Source organism: Alkalibacterium sp. AK22 (assembly GCF_000585255.1).
Classification (GTDB): Bacteria; Bacillota; Bacilli; order Lactobacillales; family Carnobacteriaceae_A; genus Alkalibacterium.
Genome location: NZ_JANL01000015.1, coordinates 81,127 through 102,075 on the forward strand (window position 1 = coordinate 81,127; position 20,949 = coordinate 102,075).

General features: G+C 40.2%; 19 protein-coding genes. 18 read left to right on the forward strand and 1 reads right to left on the reverse strand.

Annotated elements, in window-relative coordinates:
• Positions 1–95: 95 nt before the first annotated feature.
• The 6 genes from ADIAL_RS03225 to ADIAL_RS03250 all read left to right on the forward strand — a co-directional run bounded on the left by ADIAL_RS03225 (position 96) and on the right by ADIAL_RS03250 (position 6,584).
• The gene (locus ADIAL_RS03225; RefSeq protein WP_034299984.1) at positions 96–2,036 is read left to right on the forward strand and encodes an HsdM family class I SAM-dependent methyltransferase; all 1,941 of its coding nucleotides are present in this window, start codon (positions 96–98) and stop codon (positions 2,034–2,036) included.
• Entirely contained in the window at positions 2,011–3,012 is a 1,002-nt protein-coding gene (locus ADIAL_RS03230) for a restriction endonuclease subunit S (RefSeq protein ID WP_197017748.1), read from the forward strand. Before ADIAL_RS03225 ends, ADIAL_RS03230 begins: the two co-directional genes overlap by 26 nt.
• 608 nt (positions 3,013–3,620) lie before the next feature.
• On the forward strand, positions 3,621–4,112 hold the full coding sequence (locus ADIAL_RS03235; protein ID WP_034299987.1) for a GNAT family N-acetyltransferase: 492 nt from the start codon (positions 3,621–3,623) through the stop codon (positions 4,110–4,112).
• A gap of 101 nt (positions 4,113–4,213) precedes the next feature.
• Positions 4,214–4,339: a hypothetical protein gene (locus tag ADIAL_RS11595; RefSeq protein WP_034299989.1), complete on the forward strand. Its 126-nt coding sequence runs from the start codon at positions 4,214–4,216 to the stop codon at positions 4,337–4,339.
• Positions 4,340–4,694: 355 nt separating this feature from the next.
• The gene (locus ADIAL_RS03245) at positions 4,695–5,471 is read left to right on the forward strand and encodes a TMEM164 family acyltransferase (RefSeq protein ID WP_034299990.1); all 777 of its coding nucleotides are present in this window, start codon (positions 4,695–4,697) and stop codon (positions 5,469–5,471) included.
• 201 nt (positions 5,472–5,672) lie between these two features.
• Positions 5,673–6,584: an ROK family protein gene (locus tag ADIAL_RS03250; RefSeq protein ID WP_034299991.1), complete on the forward strand. Its 912-nt coding sequence runs from the start codon at positions 5,673–5,675 to the stop codon at positions 6,582–6,584.
• A 140-nt stretch (positions 6,585–6,724) separates the two neighbouring features.
• Here ADIAL_RS03250 and ADIAL_RS03255 read toward each other — a convergent pair whose 3' ends face one another.
• On the reverse strand, positions 6,725–7,135 hold the full coding sequence (locus tag ADIAL_RS03255) for a hypothetical protein (RefSeq protein WP_034299992.1): 411 nt from the start codon (positions 7,133–7,135) through the stop codon (positions 6,725–6,727).
• 603 nt (positions 7,136–7,738) lie between these two features.
• Here ADIAL_RS03255 and yaaA point away from each other — a divergent pair.
• From yaaA to ADIAL_RS03315, 12 genes are all read left to right on the forward strand, one after another.
• On the forward strand, positions 7,739–8,479 hold the full coding sequence (gene yaaA, locus ADIAL_RS03260; RefSeq protein WP_034299993.1) for a peroxide stress protein YaaA: 741 nt from the start codon (positions 7,739–7,741) through the stop codon (positions 8,477–8,479).
• A gap of 57 nt (positions 8,480–8,536) precedes the next feature.
• Entirely contained in the window at positions 8,537–9,217 is a 681-nt protein-coding gene (locus ADIAL_RS03265; protein ID WP_269317487.1) for a response regulator transcription factor, read from the forward strand.
• A 5-nt stretch (positions 9,218–9,222) separates the two neighbouring features.
• The gene (locus ADIAL_RS03270; RefSeq protein ID WP_034299996.1) at positions 9,223–10,215 is read left to right on the forward strand and encodes a sensor histidine kinase; all 993 of its coding nucleotides are present in this window, start codon (positions 9,223–9,225) and stop codon (positions 10,213–10,215) included.
• A gap of 95 nt (positions 10,216–10,310) precedes the next feature.
• A complete protein-coding gene (locus ADIAL_RS03275; RefSeq protein WP_269317489.1) occupies positions 10,311–11,075 on the forward strand; it encodes an ABC transporter ATP-binding protein in 765 nt (254 codons plus the stop codon).
• Positions 11,065–12,978, forward strand: a complete 1,914-nt coding sequence (locus ADIAL_RS03280) for an FtsX-like permease family protein (RefSeq protein WP_034300000.1) — start codon at positions 11,065–11,067, stop codon at positions 12,976–12,978. Before ADIAL_RS03275 ends, ADIAL_RS03280 begins: the two co-directional genes overlap by 11 nt.
• Positions 12,979–13,308: 330 nt before the next feature.
• A complete protein-coding gene (locus tag ADIAL_RS03285; RefSeq protein WP_034300002.1) occupies positions 13,309–13,599 on the forward strand; it encodes a hypothetical protein in 291 nt (96 codons plus the stop codon).
• A 375-nt stretch (positions 13,600–13,974) separates the two neighbouring features.
• Positions 13,975–15,084: an S-(hydroxymethyl)glutathione dehydrogenase/class III alcohol dehydrogenase gene (locus ADIAL_RS03290; RefSeq protein WP_034300003.1), complete on the forward strand. Its 1,110-nt coding sequence runs from the start codon at positions 13,975–13,977 to the stop codon at positions 15,082–15,084.
• 40 nt (positions 15,085–15,124) lie between these two features.
• Entirely contained in the window at positions 15,125–15,958 is an 834-nt protein-coding gene (gene fghA, locus ADIAL_RS03295; RefSeq protein ID WP_034300119.1) for an S-formylglutathione hydrolase, read from the forward strand.
• Between the two features lie 251 nt (positions 15,959–16,209).
• On the forward strand, positions 16,210–17,019 hold the full coding sequence (locus ADIAL_RS03300; protein ID WP_034300006.1) for an acyl-CoA thioester hydrolase/BAAT C-terminal domain-containing protein: 810 nt from the start codon (positions 16,210–16,212) through the stop codon (positions 17,017–17,019).
• Positions 17,020–17,121: 102 nt separating this feature from the next.
• Positions 17,122–17,751 carry a nitroreductase family protein gene (locus ADIAL_RS03305; RefSeq protein WP_034300008.1) on the forward strand — a complete coding sequence of 210 codons (630 nt, stop codon included), beginning with the start codon at positions 17,122–17,124 and terminating at the stop codon, positions 17,749–17,751.
• Positions 17,752–18,019: 268 nt separating this feature from the next.
• Positions 18,020–19,618, forward strand: coding sequence for a PTS transporter subunit EIIC (locus ADIAL_RS03310; RefSeq protein WP_034300010.1), 1,599 nt, complete (start codon positions 18,020–18,022; stop codon positions 19,616–19,618).
• Positions 19,608–20,936, forward strand: coding sequence for a 6-phospho-alpha-glucosidase (locus ADIAL_RS03315; protein WP_034300012.1), 1,329 nt, complete (start codon positions 19,608–19,610; stop codon positions 20,934–20,936). The genes ADIAL_RS03310 and ADIAL_RS03315 overlap by 11 nt, the downstream gene beginning before the upstream one ends.
• Positions 20,937–20,949: the final 13 nt, after the last annotated feature.

Consider the following 20,949-nt stretch of genomic DNA (forward strand, 5'->3'; position numbering starts at 1 on the left):
TGTCTGTTTTAATTAGATTGAAAATGTTAAAATATAAAAAGCTAATGCTTAAATAATAACTATAATATTGATTTACTATAGAGGAGAAGAGAATATTGACTAGAAAAGATAAAATAGATGCAGATATATTATTAGCCTTAAATAATTTAGATTATACATATCAGTGGAATAGGTCTGTGCCACATGTTGACGTTAATAGTATTCTATCTACTGCTTCAAAATCAGCTACAGGAAATCCAGGTTACCCAGATCAAATTTATATTAATGAGGATAAACAACTACTTATATTAGTAGAAGATAAAACAAACCCTTCGGATCATGAATCTGACGACGATGAAGATACTAATCCAGAAAAGTATGCAGTTGACGGTATATTGTGGTATTTGAGCAGATTTAATGATAATAGATTTTCGAATTGGAAAATAGTTGGAATTGCAGTTTCTGGGGACATACATGATTCGTATAATCATCTCATATCAACATTCATAGTTATTGATGAAGAGATAGAACATGTAGACCAAGTAAATTCACTATGTTCAGAAGAAGAGTATTTACAACTTTTTGTAAAAGTTAATGAAGAAGAAATGATTGAGCGTATTAGCACTTCATCTAAAGTTATAAATAATATGCTGAGAAATATTGATTCTCAAAAAAGACCAATCTTGCTATCTGCTTTAATGATTGCTCTATTTGAAATTGATCGTAGTACCAATAGTTTTATCAACGAATTCGAAAGTAACTCAGGGTCGGACATTATTGTTAAATTGCCGGCAAGGGTGAGGGAAGTGTTGCGCTCTGAGGATATACCTGAAGAGAAGTTGAATATAATTTTAAATCAAATTACATTTCTTGATTCTCAAATTGATTTAAAATCTAATAATGTATTAAGAGATATCCTAATTGAGTTAAAGTATAATGTTATTCCTTATTTTGAAATAGAATCTAATTATGACATTATGGGAAGTTTTTATGCAGAATTCTTACGATATGCAGGGATATCAAACGTGAAAAATGGAATAGTATTAACTCCTGCACATATTACAGAACTTTTTACAGAACTTGTGCCATTGAGACCGGATGATGTTATATTTGATCCTGCTTCAGGATCGGGAGCTTTCTTGATAGCAGCTATGAATGCTTTGACAAAAAGAATTAATAACTCTGCATTACCAGACAAACAAAATAGAATTAAGAATGTTAAGAAAAAACAACTAGTTGGTTTTGAAATTAACCCTACTATGTACACTTTAAGTGTCTCAAACATGCTATTTAGACATGATGGAAAGTCTCAATTATTTAATTTAGATTCTTTTAGTGAAGAGGCTGAACAAACCTTATTGAGATTGAACTACGAAGATATAAGACCCACTATAGGCTTTGTAAATCCACCTTATGGAGGTAGAGAAAATAGATCTAATCCCACAAAAAAAGAACTAACATTCTTAAAGTTACTTTTAGATACGTGTACAAGATATGTTGTTATGATAGCTCCTTTATCTACTTACTTTAAAGATCAAAAAGATAGGGATGGGATATTAAGGCAGCATAGATTAAAATATGTTATCAATATGCCAGAAGATTTGTTTCAGCCCAACGCAGCTACTATTACTGCTATAAGTGTTTTTGAAGTTGGTCAACCACAAGGTGATTACAAAACGAAATTTATTGACTTACCAGATGATGGATTTGTACTGGCTAAAAATAAAGGACGTACAGATTTGTTTAACAGGTGGGACGATATAAAGAATGAATTGTTCGAAAAAATTGAAAATATAAGAGATTTTGAAAATGATATTGATGTATTATCTCACAAAATTAGAGAAGGCGATGAATGGTTACTTCAAAGCTTTGCTAAAACTGACTATAGTAATCTAAGTGAAGAAAGTTTTGAAAGAGCTATTCGTGAACAATTGGTTTTTGAAGCACGAGAAAACTTAGGCTTATTAAATAGAGACTTGGATGAAATAGAATTATTGACTATTGTTTCAGATTATTACGGAGAACAAGAAAATGGGGGTGTTAGTGATGAGGTTTAAGCCCTTCCCGATAACAAGTGTTTTCAATATAACTAGAGGCGATCGTTACAAAAGTGAAGATCATATTGCTGGAGATACACCTTATATAAGTTCTACTAAGTTGAACAATGGTATTGATAGTTTAGTCACTCCTCCAGAATCTTCTAAAGTTTTTTCAAACGCCATATCTCTCTCCAATTCAGGCTCTATTGGTTATGCATTTTATCATCCTTATAAGTTTATAGCCTCTGACCATGTGACAGTTTTAGAATTAAAGAATAAAGAGCTTAACAAAAAAGTGTTTCTCTTTCTTAAACCAATAGTCGAAATGATGAGGTCTAAATACAATTTTGGTCGAGAAATTAGCAATACTCGATTAAAAAGAGAGAAAATAATTCTACCAGTGAATCAAGATGACGAAATTTCATGGGATTATATGGAAAATAAAATTTTGGAAATAACTGGGCGATTAAAGTTTGTTGGAATTAAACGTAATTCATCAATCGAACAAAATGATCTTGATTTCAATAGTTGGAAAGAATTTAGACTTGAAGAAGTAGTTGATATCTATCCTGGAGTGAGGTTAACTAAAGCAGATATGTTAGCAGGTTCCACTCCATTCATTGGTGCTAGTTCAAAAAATCACGGAATTACTAATTTTGTAGATAATATGAATGGGAGCTGTGACAAAGACGTACTTGGGGTAAATTATAATGGTTCAATTGCAGATTCTTTTTATCACAAAGAGAAGTCATTATTTTCAGATGATGTAAAAAGAATAAAAATTAAGTCAGAAGACAGTCCTAGTAAATTAAAATATTTATTCTTAAAAACAATAATATATCAAAGTAAAAAAAGATTTCCTTATGGCTATAAATTGAGCGAAGAAAGACTAAAGCAATTGACAATAATAATGCCTTCTAAAGATGACAAACCCGATTGGGATAAAGTAGAAGATATTATGTCTAAAGTTGGATATTCATATTTATTATCTTAATTACTTTAATTTATATTATGGAATGTATATTATAGCCTGTTAAGTTTCTAAAGTTATTGTATTCAACCAGCACCAATTCTTTTGGTTCAAATTGGCTCAAATAGTATCAATCATAATCCTTTTTCATAGTTTTTTATCCGTTTAGAGTCTGTCGAAACACTATTATAAATGGATTAAGATGTACTCATTATCCTTAGAATTTCTTGAGATATTTCTCAAAACGTTAATTGTTGGAATTACAGCGTTTCAAGACACTTTCCACTTCGGAAGGTGTCTTTTTTTTACGCTCGTGACCGAAACTGTGACTGAAGATTTAACATTCAGTTTAGAAACTAAAACTTTACGATAACTTGTCCGCAGAAATCTCTCTGTCTTTTTACCAGATATCCATAAATGTCTTCACATGAAGTTTTCTTTGATGACTATTTATTAAGTATGTAACATGGTAGAATAAATGGCACTAGTCATAAACTGTTAAGTCTATCACTTGAGACCGAGTATAGGTAAAATAATTTGAAAGATACTACCTGAAAAACTGAATGAAGACAGTAACAGGGATGTTGACGTTAGTGAATCTGATAGTGTTCAATAAAAGGGGAGAAAACAGTATGGCAGATGAGCCGGTGGTAATGGAATATGAAGAAGTAAATCAGAAACAGGTAGTAGATTTAATTCTTTCCATTCAGCAACAGGAATATGGAGTAGCAATATCAGCTGAAGATCAGCCTGATCTTTTCAAGATAGAAGAGGTCTATCAGAAAGGTCAAGGCAATTTTTGGGTAGCTACAATTGAAGATAAAGTTGTCGGAACGATTAGTTTACTGGATATTGGTGGGAAAAACGTTGCGTTGCGGAAAATGTTTGTGGATAAAGGTTTTCGGGGTACAACATTTAATACAGCTAAGCTTCTTCTGGATACAGCCAAGCAGTGGGCAATTGAACAGAAAGTAGAAACCATATATCTGGGAACCACCCCTTTATTTCTAGCAGCACATCGTTTTTATGTAAAACACGGTTTTGAACGAATAGATCAGTACAAATTGCCTAGTGGGTTTCCAGTTCTAGAAGTCGATAAGTTCTTTTTCAAATATGAAATTTAATCTTCGGCTTAATCAAATATAAGAATTGAAGAGTATCCGGCTGATGCTAAAGGACTATAAAGCATAATTTTAAAAATAGAATTTTAGAGGTGGTGGAAAAAATGACTCCAAAAGAAAAAATGCAAAAACTGATAAAGAACAAGCAAGGCGGCGGAAAAGATATCCAAAGAAGCATAGCCAAAAATGACCAGAAATATATGCGAAAAGCTCCGATTATTTTTAAGTAAGCTTCTATACAATATTTCAAGACACTTTCCTTCTGGAAGGTGTTTTTTAATTTGTCGGACCTTAAACTGACTGTACAAACAAAGAACAACCGTTTCAATTCACTTGGTCAGAGTATTCCTCAAGTTTTTCACTCAAGTGTTATTGAGTTACTTCTGTAATAGTGCCGATTTGAAAGCTGGAATGTGATATGATTTTAAAAACCGAATAAGAGTGATAGTATAAACTAAATGAAACCGATGACTGGAGAAAATCTGTTTTGTCCAAGAATAGATGGTTATATAATGGTTTCAATGTTCTGGAAACGAAATGGAAGATTTTTATTCTTTTAAGATATGTTATGAGGTGGAAAGGTGTATGCAAGCGCAGTTTGAAATGTGGAGCACGTTTCATTACTTTATGATGATTTTTCCATTTGTGCTTCCCGTTACATTATATATAGTCACTCGTGACAAGACATTTGCAGTAAAGCGACGTGTTGCCATAGCGATGGGGATAATCCTGGTAGGCATATTAGCTATCAGACAGATTTATGTTTTTAGTACCGACGGCTTAGGTCCTGAAGTTTTCCCATTCCACATTTCTCACTTTGCCAACATCCTACTGCTTATCGTTGCAATCAATCCTAAGCTGCGTGTGACAAGTGCAATTGCCTGGTGCCTGGCTGTGCCTGCAGGTCTGGCAGCCGTTGTATTTGCCGACCCACTGGAAACATACAGTAATGTACTTAGCATTCGAGGCCTATCCTACATTTTAGGGCATATGCTAATTGTAGCGACGGGGCTGTTCCTGCTGTTAACAGAGATGATTCGGATTGACCAAAGAGACCTCTTAAAAGCATATGCAATAACGGTTCCGCTGTATATTTCGTCAATTATTATAAATAACTGGTTTGCTGACATTTTTAATGAGCAATCCAATTATTTATTTACCTATGCACCGGGATCGGCAGGGCCATTGGTGTATTTGTACAGCCTCGGTTCTACTGTCACAGTATCTGGAGTGACAGTCAATCCGGTTTACATTCTGTCTCTTACCATAATCGGAGTGGTGGTCATGTTCCTGATGTATTTGCTGGCAAAGCTCTGGTATGCCAGTCAGGGTTCCATCCTTCAAAGCAAAGAGGCTGACTGAAAACAAAGCCTTAAAGGAGCGAGTGCAATGCAGGGGGTTCAATAAATAAACGAATCAATCCGGTTTCAGCACGTTTCCAGCATCAATCAGTTACTGCTGCTGCAGAAAGAACTGCTTCCAATCCGTTTATTATTTGCTATACTGACAAAGAGAAAGCGTTTTAACAGATTGGGCTAGTTTTAACCAAAAAGGAGCAATCAGATGAAGCAGTATATGGTGCTGGACATAGGTGGGTCAGCAGTCAAGTTTGCCTTGATGGATAAAGACACGATACATAGTAAAGGGAAAAGAAAGACGCCCCGTGATTCGCTGGAATCTCTGCTGTTTGTGATTGAAAAGATTGTCCAGCCTTATACAAAAAGCATAGCAGGCCTGGCTGTCAGCATGCCCGGAAGAATCGATTCCGCAGCTGGCTTTGTCGGTCATGGCGGATCACTAACTTACAATAGAAATACGTACTTTGCAAGGCTGATCGAGGAAAGGGTGGGCCTGCCTGTTAGGATAGAAAATGACGGGAAGAGTGCAGCTTTAGGCGAGTTCTTTAAAGGTGGCCTGAAGGGGGTGGACCACGGTGTGGGCTTTGTTTTGGGTACCGGCGTAGGAGGCGGCATCATAGCCAACGGTCAGCTTGTCAAAGGGCATCATTTTAGTGCAGGCGAGTTTTCATTTATACGCATGCAAGGAAAGGATCCGCTGAATCCGGACGGTTTTTTTGGCAGAAATGGGAGCACGACGGACCTAGTTCGGCGCGTTGCAAATATGACAGGAGCCGACCCTGAAGAATTTGAAGGACAGGATATGTTTAAGCTCATCAGAGAAGGAAATCAGAAAGTTCAGGAGGCGTTTACGGCATACTGCACGAGCATTGCGGGCCAAATCATGAACCTGCAGGGGATTTTAGATCCGGAAGTATTTGTAATCGGTGGCGGCATGAGTGCGGAACCGATGCTGACAGAAACCATTGAAAAAGCACTGGATCACTACTATGAACACGACCCGATTTATGCAGCGACAGGAGTTCGGGCAGCAGTTAAACGCAGTGAGCTAGGAAATGATGCCAACTTGTACGGGGCTCTATACCATTTCCTGGATATGGAAGATCACTCTGTATAGTCTAAACTGAAAACAGGGTTCACCCACTGCATAGAAGAGGTGGGTGAACCCTGTTTATTTAGATAAATTAGATTGAATTTAAAGTGTTTTTGTGGCTTTTAAAAGTAACTATCCCGTAAATTGATATGAACAGTGTGTATTTAGCCAGATTTTCTGCCACGTACTGAACTGAGAATACTATAAAATATGGTAACGGTAAGTGCAATAGCAACTGGGTAGCTAAAGTAGATGATTGAATTTTGGTGTTCAACCAAACTGTACTCCTCCCGCTCAACCCATAATCTTCCCCACATTCCGAGATTACTTAAAACTAATGAAAGGATAAAAACAAACCATACTCTTTTCTCAAATAGGCCGACAAAGACATTAGCTACTATAAAGTACATCAATAGTGCTAACATCATAGAATATAGGTCGAAACCCTTTAGGCCTGGAATAACGAACGTAAAGGTTATTCCGGAAAAAAATAAAATAGTCAGAAAAGAGTATAGGGAAAACAGTCTGGGGGCTATTCCTACTTGCTGATAGAAATATTCTTTTTTTTCGAACATTTAATTTCATCTCCCACTTATGCAAGTCTGCTTTGTTTAGTTCAATAAATTGTATAAGTATTTATCGAACTTATATAACATGATATAGTCGTCACATTTTGACAATTGTGATTAAAGCTTTTTAATTATCCCATCTATAAGTTATTTAGTTTGTCAAATTAAGCTAGACAATTTCAAATCTGGTACATTTTCCCAAAATAATTCAACTGGTGTTTTACAGTTTGAAGAGGTGGGGGAACCCTGTTTTATTAGTTCTATGTCAAATAGTGTGGGTTATAGAAGCTTTTTTATAAGGTATATTATTATCCCTAAAATAGTGAGCTAGTTATAATAATAAATTATTGTGGCTCTTCTTCCCAAGCTGATATATACGACAAATAATCAAAGAGATAATTATTCTTTTCTTCGATGTCTTTCTGATATTTTAGTCATGTGAGGCTCCTTTCATCTTTTAGTGTAATAATAACAGAAATACTGACCAGTCACCTTACTAACCTGTAAAAAAGAACAGCAGGCTGCAAGGAAGAGATATTCGCTTTGAAAGGCTGGACTCTGCTTGCTATACTATTTGAGACAGAATGAATTTTAAAAAAGGTGGTTTTTATGCGCATAATTATTTCCCCTGCGAAAAAGATGAAGACAGACAATGACAGTTTTACCCACAGCCAGCTGCCCCAGTTTCTGGATAAGACCAGTGAGCTGCTGGAGCACTTGAAGACGCTGACATACGATGAATTAAAGAACATATGGAAAGCCAGTGATAATATTACGGCTGTGAATCATGAACGGATTCAGAAGATGAATCTGCAGAAAAATCTGACTCCGGCGATTCTTTCTTACGAAGGCATTCAGTACCAGTACATGGCGCCCAATGTTTTAGAAAAAGAGCAGTACACGTATTTGGAGAAGCATCTACGCATCCTGTCTGGCTTTTATGGTATGCTGAAGCCTTTTGATGGGGTGACGCCTTACCGCCTGGAGATGCAGGCTAAACTAAAGCACGCAACCTACCCGTCGGTGTATGCTTTCTGGGGAGACCAGCTGGCTAAGCAGATTTTGGATGAAACGGACACAATCATCAATCTGGCTTCGGAAGAGTACAGTAAAACCATCACCAAATACAATGACCAAGCACAGATTATTCGCTGCAAATTCGGCGAACTCATAAACGGTAAAGTGAAAGAAAAAGGAACGATGGTAAAAATGGCAAGAGGAGAAATGGTCCGCTTTATGGCTGAAAACCAGGTTCAGACACCGGAGAAGCTTAAAGATTTCAATCATTCAGATTTTGCCTTTAGTGATGACCATTCAACCGAGAGCGAATATGTGTTTATCAAAGGATAAACACAAGCAGCTTAGAGGCATGACTAGACACCCCATTAAATATGAATGGTTGTGAAGATGATGACGAACATTTATATAATCGAAGATGATCAGCCACTTTTTAGTGAGCTTGAAAAAAGGTTAAAAGACTGGGATTTTACTGTTCATGGTGTGACTGACTTTTCCAAGATCTTAGATGAGTTTAACTCTTTAAAACCGGACTTGGTCATTATTGATGTCACGCTGCCTAAGTATGACGGTTTTTACTGGTGCCGACGGATCCGTGAAGTATCCAATACCCCAATTATTTTTCTTTCGTCAAAAAATCACCCGTCGGATATGGTGATGAGTATGCAGATGGGGAGTGATGACTATATTCAAAAGCCCTTCGATTTTGAAGTGCTGGTGGCCAAAATACAGGCACTATTGAGGCGAACCTATCAGTACCAAAATCAGTCAATGGACAGTGTCCACTTTAGAGAGGCTGTGTTTGATTTTAAACGGCATAAAATCAGTCATAGAGAAGAGGAAATTGACTTAACTAAAAATGAATCCTTGATTCTATCTGTCCTCAGTTCACACATGAATCAGACGGTCAGTAGGGAAACGCTGATAGAACAGCTATGGGACGATTCACGCTTTATCAGTGACAATACCCTGACCGTAAACGTCAATCGGATCAGAAAGAAACTGGAAACGGTCAATTTAAGGGATGCGATTATAACCAAGACAGGCCTTGGTTATATGCTTGAGGAGTGAGAGTTTTGTATTTAAGACAAAGACTGCCGTGGTTACTGCTGTTTTCGCTTTTTAATGGACTGATTCTATCCATCGGCCTACTGGATAGTGCTATCCCTAACCTCTCTGTTGTATACATCTGTCTCATCAATACAGTTGTCTTGATTCTTTTTCTGGTGTGGGATTATTTCAGGGGCAAAGACTACCGCCGTGAATTGATGGCTATTGATCATATCGAAGATACAGACAGCCTCCCGAAGCCCGTCACGCCTTATCAAAAGAAGCTGGATAGTCAGCTAAAGCTGATGAGAAATAGTCATTTTGCTGCGCTAGACAAAGAGTCAGAAAAAACGGAAGCCAGCTTGAATGAACTGACTAGATGGATTCATGACCTGAAGATGCCGATGACCACGATGAAACTGATGATTGATGATTTAAACCCAAAAGACAGTAGCGGAATTGAGCAAGAATGGCTCAGGCTGGATGCAACTTTGAATGAGATGCTTTATGAAAAAAGACTGACTAATATTTATAATGATCTCTACTTTGAACGCGTCGAGATTGAAAGCGTCTTGTCCACTATCATCAGAAAAATGCAGACCATCTGTATGGCTAAGGGAATTGGCTTTGATATAGATTTGCAGGTCACGCATGTGGATACAGATTTAAAATGGCTGTCTTTTATACTGGATCAAGTAATCTCCAACAGTATCAAATACTCCAGGGACAATGAAGTCACCATTACCAGCTTTCAAAAAGTGGGTTGGATGGAACTTGTCGTATCGGATGCAGGAAGAGGCATTAAAGCTGAAGATTTTCCCAGAATCTTTGAAGCAGGCTTTACGTCTACCAGTGATCACGGCAAGGATGAAGCGACTGGAATGGGTTTATACCTTGCAAAAGAAGCAGCGGATGCTATGGGTATTTCCGTTAAGGTCGAGTCCCAGTATGGTGTAGGGACATCCGTTCATCTGACCTTTCCTAAACAAAACAGGCTCCAGCAAATTAAAACCATGTGACATTATTGTCACATGGTTTTCTGCATATGTCACTGAAATCAAACGATAGATAGACAGCGGTGAGGTAGGATTAGAGTAGAACAAATAACGGAGGGATAGGCATGATTATTCAAGCTAAAGACATTAAGAAGTCGTATGGAAATAAACGGAATAGAACAGAAGTCCTTAAAGGAATTGATTTGACTATTGAAGCAGGCGAATTTGTGACCATCATGGGCGCATCTGGTTCAGGAAAAACAACACTGCTAAATGTTTTAAGCTCCATAGATAATGTGACTAGTGGCCATGTGTATATTGAAGATCAAGATATTACCCAGTTAAAAGAAAAAAAACTTGCAGATTTCAGAAAAAAAGATCTTGGGTTTGTTTTTCAGGAATATAATCTCCTGAACACGCTGACCGTAAAAGAAAATATTTTACTTCCATTGTCCATTAGAGAGACAAAAAAAGCAGAAGCAGAAAAGCAGTTCAAACTCGTTTCAGAAGAGCTGGATATTTATAACTTGAAAAAAAAGTACCCAAGTGAAATCTCTGGAGGTCAAAAGCAGCGGACCAGTGCAGCAAGGGCATTCATCCACCAGCCGAAAATAATATTTGCAGATGAGCCGACAGGTGCGCTTGATTCAAAAGCCGCCAGCAGCTTACTTAGTAAAATGAAGCAACTGAACAAAAAAATTAATTCGACGATTTTGATGGTGACTCATGATGCAACGGCTGCGAGTTATTCAAAGAGAGTGGTCTTTCTTAAGGATGGGTTGATTTATTCCACTCTTATTAAAGGGGAGCGCACGCAAGAGTCATTCTATAAAGAAATCATGAACACGCAAAGTGTTATTGGTGGTGTCAGCGTTGAGTTTTAACACAGTCATATTAAAAAACTTCTTTAAGAACCTCAAAAACTATGCGTTATATATGTTTGCGCTAGTATTCAGTGTGGTTCTATACTTTTCTTTTGTCCTCATGTCACAGGATGACAGTGCAGTAGAAGAAATACAGTCGAGTCAATTGATGAGTACAGGTTTTACTGTCGGTTCTGTATTGCTGGTCGTCATCATCTTAGCATTCGTCATGTTTGCCAACTCGCTTTTTCTCAAAAGAAGAAATCGGGAATTGGCTCTGTTTCAATTAATCGGCCTAACCCATGGGGAAATACTCAGGATACTTGTACTGGAAAATGCGGTTATTTATTTCAGCAGTCTGGTTTTTGGTATCGCTTTTGGCTTTCTGACATCCCGCACTTTACTCATGATCTTGCTTAGACTCATGCAAGTAGAACTTTCAGTAGGGTTGAATTTTTCAGTTCAGGCAGTCATACAGACAGCCATACTGTTCGTGGGCATATTTACACTACTGATGATTCAGAATTTTATATTCTTAAAAAGAACACGCCTTATCAGCATGCTCACACTTGACCAGTCCAGTGAGGCTGACTATTCAGGTATGGGGATTGGAACAATGATCCTCGGCTTACTCGGCCTTATCATGATTAGCTCAGGATACTGGTTGTCAATGAATATTATTGAATTCGGATCAGTTTTGCTTCTGGTTCTGTTTGGTATTCTTTTTCTGACCATCGTCGGCACCTATCTTACGTTTAAAGCGTCGGTTGCCTTTGTTCTTAATATGATTAGAAAGTCCAAACAGGGATGCGTATCTGTCAATGACGTGCTTTCACTGACAAGTATTATGTTTAAGATGAAGTCCAATGCATTTCTTTTGAGCCTGGTCAGTATCATTAGTGCCATAAGTATGGGGCTTATATCATTTTCATATATTTCTCACTATTCGGTAGAGTCGTTGATTGAGAGTACTGTATCGCATGACTATACTTTTTATGAAGAAGAGGACATGCAGTTCTACAGTCATTTGCTTGATGATAGTGAGATCGAACATCGGCCCCTTGTCATCCCAACAATAAGCTACGTTGCGAGGGGAGATGGCATAATATCAGGTAATGGCGATGATGATTCAGAGATAAGTCTAAATATTGTGAGCGAAGAATTTGTGGATGATACTGAAGTCGATGAGGGCGAGCTTGTTATCCACGGTCTATCCACTGTAGTAGGTGTATACATGGACTTCGATTTGAACCGTTCTATTACACTCTACAATGATGATTATGAAGTGACACTTGAACTGGTAGAAACAAACGAAGATGCTGCACTTCCCTCTTTTGTTGCTCGTGGAAGGCTACAAGCAGTTGTGTCTAGTGAGGTTTACAGTAGACTTGAGGAGAACGCCATCCACGACAAAGAACAAGCAGAACCTCATGAAGCTTTTGTTATAGATATCGTGGGTGAGGATAGTCAAGAGATATTTCAGTTGATGAATGGAGAAAATAATCCTTTATTCGAATCGAGAATCGAGCAATACACAAATCAGATTCAAGGTGCAGGCATATTAATGTTTGTAATCGGCTTTGTCGGACTGGCCTTTTTGATGACAACAGGCTGTATTCTATATTTTAAACAGATAGGTGAGAGTGAAGACGAGAAAGACACTTATAAAGTCTTGAGAAAACTTGGCTTCTCTGTAAATGAAATCGTCAAAGGGCTGACACTAAAAGTAGCGATAACCTTCGGGATACCTCTAATCATTGGTTTACTGCACACGTATTTCGCTGTTAACGCAGGCTGGTTCATTTTTGGAAATGAAATGTGGATTCCGATGCTGACAGTTATGGGTGCATATATTGTACTTTATTCCACCTTTGGACTTGTATCGATTTTATACTACAAAAAAACGGTAAGAGACAGCTTGTAAAAAGTACCTTAGGTGGGACACGTCAGATAAAATAAATGATTAATTTAAAATAGAAGTAGACAAAATACGGGCTAATCGGGCGAGTTGATATCATTCAGTACTTGGCAGTGAGTGATGCAGACAGCAGCAAGTTGGTCGATTCATCTGTCTAAAATAGATAGAATAAGATAAAAGTCTGAGACCCCTGGGTTTCAGACTTTTATTCTCTTGAGGGGCAATGAACCAACAAGAGTGGGAGTGCAGCAGCTAATCAGATTCAGTTTGCTCTCATTGTTTAAAACAGATAAGGTGGAAGTGAAAAAATTTTTTTTACATAGGGGGGAGATAGGGATGAGAAAAAAAGATAACAGGGAGCAGCGGATGGCTGACAAAGCGGTAAGAATAACGTGGTTTGTGACCGTCATGGCCCTTTTTGCAGGCGGGTCGATTCTCCGCTTTCAAAACGATGGGGAAGGGCGGATCTTGCTGCTGATTGCCGTGCTTTCTACAACGTTGCTGATCACACTTGAGCAGTATTTCCTGTCAAAAATAAAAGGGGATCAGGAATTCAAAAAGATGATGACATTAACGGCTCTTTTAGCATTTGGGTTACTGGCGATTGGCTGGGTTATCAGTAGATGATCCATCAGACTAAATCGATGCAAAAAATATAGCAAATCTCCCAGCTGGAACTGGCCGAGTGCTGTGGGGTAATGAGATAGAGCGTTAATGCGGTCAGAAATAAAAAAAGGATCCGTCGCTTCAACAGGCTTTTATACTAGCCAAAAGGCGGGCTATCACTGGAGATGATCTGTTCGCGATGGAAAATTTATAACCTGCAGGCTATGAGTATAAACCAAGCGACGAACATCAAAATCAAACAATACAAAGCAATAATTTGGTTCAGCCTGTGGGCTCTTGGCTTGTAGACAAGCATTCTGAAAGCATTCTTCATCCTTTCCTTGTATACTGAAAACAGTGACGAAAATCAGTTTACAGGAAAGTAGGAATATTAAAATGAAAAGTAGAGCAGCTGTAGCCTTTGGGCCAAACGAGCCGTTAGAAATTGTCGAAATCGATGTTGCAGAACCGAAAGCGAATGAAGTGCGTGTCAAGATTGTTAATACGTCTGTCTGCCATACCGATGCCTTTACGCTGTCGGGTGAAGATCCGGAAGGGGTATTTCCAGCAGTATTAGGCCATGAAGGCGGCGGAATCGTTGAATCTGTAGGAGAAGGCGTCACAGGATTCAAGCCGGGAGACCACGTAATTCCTTTGTACACGGCAGAATGTGGCGAGTGCAAGTTCTGTTTGTCGGGTAAAACCAATTTATGCAGTTCGGTTCGCGAGACTCAAGGGAAAGGTCTGATGAAAGACGGGACTACCCGCTTTTCTTACAAGGGAGAACCAATCTATCACTATATGGGGACCAGCACTTTCAGTGAGTATACCGTGGTCAATGACGTCAACTTAGTTAAAGTAGATGAAAGTGCGCCTCTGGAAAAGGTCTGCCTGCTTGGGTGCGGTGTGACAACCGGCATGGGCGCTGTTAAAAACACGGCGAAAGTGGAAGAAGATGCTGTGGCAGCTGTATTTGGCCTGGGAGCTATTGGTCTGGCTGCCATTCAAGGCCTAGTCAAGGCGAAAGCCAAGCGCATCATTGCTATCGATATCAATCCAGAAAAATGGCCGCTAGCTGAAAAAATGGGGGCGACCGAGTTTGTCAATCCTCATGACCATGACCGCCCGATTCAGGAAGTCATCGTAGAGATGACAGACGGTGGAGTGGACTACAGTTTTGAGTGTATCGGCAATGTCGATGTCATGCGGTCTGCACTGGAATGCTGCCATAAAGGATGGGGAGAAAGTATAATCCTTGGAGTAGCCGGCGCAGGCAAGGAAATCAGTACGCGTCCGTTCCAGCTAGTGACGGGTCGGGTCTGGCGCGGTTCAGCCTTTGGCGGAGTGAAAGGGAAAACGGAACTGCCGGGTATGGTATTGAACTATATGGATGGAGAAATCGATCTGGATTCGTTTATTACCCACAATCTGACGTTTGACGAAATCAACGATGCCTTTGATCTGCTGCATAAAGGCGAGTCTATCCGAACGGTCTTGGCGTATTAAGTCCACTCAACACACTAAAGGAGGAAACCAAGTGACTGAACTGGAAAAACTGGAAGAACACAAGGCATTTGGTGGCGTGCAATATAAGTATCGTCACCACTCCAGCCTGCTGAACAGCGACATGACTTTCAGCCTTTTTTTACCAGATAAAGAGGCCTTTCCTGATCCACCTGTTTTGTGGTGGCTGTCGGGGCTGACTTGTAACGATGACAACTTTACCCATAAGGCGGGGGCGCAAAGAGCGGCTTCTCGCCTGGGTATAGCCATGGTGGTTCCGGATACGAGTCCGAGAGGCGATTCTGTAGCGGATTCAGAAGACTACGATTTGGGTCAAGGTGCAGGCTTTTATCTGAATGCGACAAAAGAACCCTGGGCCTCTCATTATCAGATGGCAGACTATGTGCTAGACGAACTGACTGATCTGGTGAGAACTGTTTTTGGTTTAAGGGGACCTGAATTTTTGTCGGGCCATTCGATGGGCGGGCACGGCGCACTTGTACTAGGGCTTAAGAACCCAGACCGTTTCCAGTCAATCACTGCTTTTGCCCCAATCGTCAATCCAAGTCAGGTGCCGTGGGGGGTCAAGGCCTTTACGCATTACCTTGGAGAAGACCCGGCAGACTGGAAGCAGTGGGATGCACTGGAGCTGCTCAAAGAGCATGCAGGCAAGAAACTGCCGATCCTGATTGACCAAGGGGATGCAGACGGTTTTTACAAAAAAGAACTGGAGCCCGAAGCTTTTGTAGAAGCTGCAGAGGAAGCCGACTATCTGGTAACCTTGCGCATGCAAAAAGGGCATGACCACAGTTACTACACGATTGCGACCTTTATCGAAGAACATCTAGAATTCCATCTGGATCACTTAACTCAATAATCAGCATCAGCCCTCTATTTAGAACCAGTGCCCGCATAAGTGAGCCACCTGTTTTATATAGGGGGCTAGCTGTCTGTTGTTCAATCATTTCGGGTTATAATTACACTTAGAGCAGATAGCATTAGTTTGCTTTGAAATAAAGTTGTGTAATATCCTATTGTATTTAAAAAATGTATCATATGGATTGTTCAGCTTGTACATAACTAAAGAAGCGTGGAGGATACATCTGATTTACTAAGAGGAGGCAAGGTATGAATATTCAGATTGAACAAATCAGCACAGGCCGTGTCCATGGTTACAGTTTCCGCCCGGCTTACACTGTAAGACAAGCCGTCATTGTTACATTTGGGGGGTCAGAGGGTAGTTGCTGGTTCGACATGGGGCATGATCTGGCTCTAAAAGGCTACAAAGTGCTCTCACTTTACTACTTTAATAAACCAGAGTTGTCAAAGACGTTGGATAAAGTAGACCTTAGTTTTTTTGCCGAAGTCCTGACTTATATCGATCATATATTTCCGGAATCTGAATCAGTCACAGTAGTAGGCGCATCTAGAGGAGCCGAACTAGCTTTGTTATTGGCCAAAGAATTTTCTGAAGTCTCAAATGTTATTTTATATTCTCCGTCAGCTTTTATGTTTGCCGGTACTAAAAGGGCATCTGCCTGGGTTATTAATGGGCATGAAGCGCCATATATAAATTTTTCAATCAGGACTCTATGTCATAGACTCTTGAATAGAAATTTAGCTCTTGTAGCTTCTTTTAACAGAGAGCTAAAGCACAGCAAAAAAATAAACCAGACGTTGATAGACATCTCTAGTTTCGAAGGAAATATTTTAATGTTTGCGGGTGACGATGATTTGACATGGCCAAGCGTTGAAATGGGACAAACAATAAAGCATCAGGCTGTTTCAGCTAGAAGCGTAGAATTGTACATATTCAAAGAAGCTGGACACACTTTTTCAACGGAGAACTATGATGGGGGAACTACTGATGGAAACTCATTTGCCTTTTACAATAGTCTTGAGACGGTAGACATGAGAATGAAAGAATGGGTTACATGATATAAATTTAGTCAGGGCAAGACTTGGTGCGGATACCTTTTGCAGATTATAAAGTAGCGTTTGCGTATTAGTATATTTATTTTTGAGAAAAGAGGCAGTCTTATGACAAAAACGAATGACTTTGATGCTATAATGTTGAACCGGCGTTCCGTCAGGGAGTACGATCCCAATGTGAAGATTCCTCGCCGAGACATGCTTGAAATGATTCAAAAAGCTACACGTGCTCCTTCTTCGGTCAACCTGCAGCCCTGGCGCTTTGTAGTGGTTGACAGCGATGAAGGCAAGGCGAATCTGCGCCCCTTAGTTCGCTGGAATACCAGGCAAAATGATACCTCAGCAGCTATGGTCCTGATTTTTGGAGACTTGCACTGCTTTGAGTACGGAGAAGAAATTTACGCCAAAGCAGTGGCGGAAGGCAAGCTATCGGAAGAAGAGAAAGACAGGCAACTGGCAGAAATCATCCCTGAGTACAAAAGTTTCCCTAAAGAAAAAATGAAAAAAGTCGTCCGGCTCGATTCCTGCCTATCAGCTATGCAGTTCATGCTGGTTGCCAGAAGTTACGGTTATGACACGAATCCTATCGCCGGCTTTGACCACGCTGAGCTAGCAGAACGTGTGGGTCTGGATAAGGAGCGCTATGTTCCGGTTCTGATGCTGGCTATAGGCAAGGCGCTTGAGCCGGGGGAGGAAACTGTTCGTCTGGATGCAGCACAGATTACGACCTTCAAGTGAATGTAGGATAGGGATAAAGAGCAGCCGCCTGAGCGGGTGCTCTTTTCATATGCACACGAGTAAGGGAAAATCAGCCTGAGTCAGCCCGGGTAATAACTCATATGCCGCGAACGGACAAGCCAGAAATCTATTTGCGTGATGGTGTACACAGAAATGTGAACAGGGACAATGGATGTGTACGATGGTGTTTGCTATTGTAACCGCTTCACGAACTATACTATCATGTGATTAACAAAGAAAAAGGAAAGCATTTCGAGGAGGAAAATGTATGACCAGAGATTTTTGGCAAAAGCTCGGGAAGTCACTGATGACGCCCATATCATTGATAGCAGCTGCCGGTATATTTTTAGGGATAGCTGCTGTTCTGCAGAATCCAAGTATCGTGGGTGAAAGTTTTGTAGAGATGACAGCTGTGCAAAATGTTATTGGACTGATTCGATCACTTGCGGGAAGTATATTTGGGAACTTGCCTGTATTGTTTGCAGTCGCCATATCATTTGGACTGGCACAGAAAGAAAAGACCACCGCTGCTTTTTCTGGAGTCATCGGCTTTCTGCTGTTTCATGTCACGATTCAATATTTACTGCAAATCAATGGAATAACTGCTGCAACGTACTCCGTCGAAGCATTAATGGAAGCGGGACTGTCGGAACTGGAAGCGACTCAAACCGCTTCTCAGTATGAAACGGTTCTTGGTATATTCTCATTGAGAATGAATGTCTTTGGAGGAATTATTGTAGGTATGCTCGTTTCGTTTCTTCATAATACTTTCCACACCATTGACTTGCCTACAGCCATCAGCTTTTTTGGAGGCAAACGATTTGTTCCTATTATCACCACAGTGACGGTTCCTTTTCTGGCTATAGCGATGTACTTTATCTGGCCATTCTTCGGCGCGGCTATTGAAGCCACAGGGAACGTGATTGCTCAGACAGGTCTTTTGGGTTCTTTCCTATTCGGCTTTTTGGAAAGACTGCTTATTCCAACAGGACTTCATCATATACTCAATCAGCTGGTTCGCTTTACACCCATTGGGGGTATTGCAGAAATTGATGGTAATCAGGTGGTAGGGGCATTGAATATTTTCAATACCTCACTGGCACAGGATACACCGGACATGGCAATCATGGCAGATTCCACACGCTTTTTAGCACAGGGAAAAATTCCGTTTATGGTGTTTGGCTTGCCTGCTGCAGCTTTTGCGATGGTCAAAGTTGCCTATCAGGAAAAGAAAAAAGAAGTGAAAGGCCTGATGTCGGCATCGGGACTTGCCAGTTTTACAACAGGGATTACCGAACCTATTGAATTCTCCTTTATTTTTGTCTCACCTGTACTGTTTCTCTTTCATGCAGTCATGGCTGGACTTTCCTTTATGCTGATGGATGCATTCGGAGTGGTTATTGGCAATGTACAAGGTGGAGTGATCGATTTGTTTGTCTTTGGCATATTGCAGGGAACAGAAACTAACTGGTTCTGGGCCGTGCTAGTGGGATTGATTTATGCTCCGATTTACTACTTTGTTTTTAAAACGGTTATTACAAAAAGAAAAGTATTGTCACCGGGCCGTGATAGTCATGAAGACGAAAAAGAAATCGACAACTTGCCGAAAGTGTCTGAGGATGAACTGGGAGGAGCGATTGTCGAAGCCTTGGGGGGATCTAGCAATATAAATAGTATCGACAACTGTTTTACTCGCCTGAGATTAGTTCTGGGAGATACTGCGCTTGTAGATGAAGTAGCACTCAAAAAAACCGGGGCTGCCGGCATGGTTAAACTGGATGAAACGAATTATCAGGTCATTTATGGACCAAAAGTTGAAAATATTGCACCAAAAGTGAAGGGAGCTGCAAATTATCATGAAGAATAAAAAAAGTAAAATCGTATTAGTAGGTGGAGGGTCTACTTGGACTCCTGGGATACTCAAAGCAATGACGACACACTTACAAACATTTCCTATCGAAGAAATCAAGTTGTACGATATCGACAAAGAACGTCAAGCGGTGATTGGGGAGTTTGCCAAAATACTGTTCAAGGAAGAAGCACCCGATGTAAAAGTCAGCTACACTACGGATGAAGCAGAAGCGTATAAAGATGTCGACTTTGTCTTTTGTCAGATGCGGACAGGGGGCTTTGACATGAGAGAAAAAGATGAAAAAATCCCGATGCGGTTTGGGGTCATCGGCCAGGAAACCTGTGGAGCAGGAGGTTTTGCTTACGGCTTGCGTTCAATCCGAGATATGGTTCAAATGGTTCATAGTGTCAGGACTTACTCTCCGGATGCCTGGATACTCAACTATACGAATCCGGCAGCTATCGTTGCCTTGGCTCTGGATAAGATTTTTCCAGAAGAAGAACGCATTTTGAATATTTGTGATCAGCCCGTCAACTTGCTGCGCTCCTTTGCCAGACTGATTGACTACGATGCTAGTAAGCTGGAACCCGTATATTTTGGACTCAATCATTACGGCTGGTTCAAGCATCTATACGATGAAGCGGGTCAGGATAGAATGCCTGAAATCAAAGAGATTATTTTGAACGGGGGCTTCCGACCTGTTGACGCAGAGCAGCGTGATCAGTCCTGGCTGGATACGTATGCAATGGTGGAGGATATGCTTGTGGATTTCCCGGACTACTTGCCGAACACTTATCTGCAGTATTATCTGTATCCAGAATACAAGTTTTCAAAGTCTAATCCGAATCGTACGCGTACAGATGAAGTACGTGAAGGCCGCGAAAAGAAAGTTTTTGACGAATGCCGGCGTATTGTGGAAAATGGTACAGCAAAAGACTCTACAGTTGTCCACAATGATGCCCATGGAGACATGATGGTTGAAGTAGCGGCTTCGATTTTCCATAATCTGCGAAAAACATACGTGGTCATGGTCAGAAACAATGGTATCGTCTCGAACTTGCCTGATGATAGCATGATTGAAGTGGCAGCAAGCTTAAGCATCAACGGGCCTCAACCGTACGCTGTCGGACCCATTGATACGTTTTATAAAGGGTTGATTGAATCCCAGCATGCGTATGAAAAACTGACAGTAGAGGCTTACATGGAAGAGTCTTATACTAAAGCTTTACAGGCATTGACATTAAACCGTACGATAGTGGATGCCAAAAAAGCGAGAAAGGTTCTGGATGCGCTGATTGAAGCAAACAAGGCTTACTGGCCGGAACTTAAATAAAATCAATTAAATA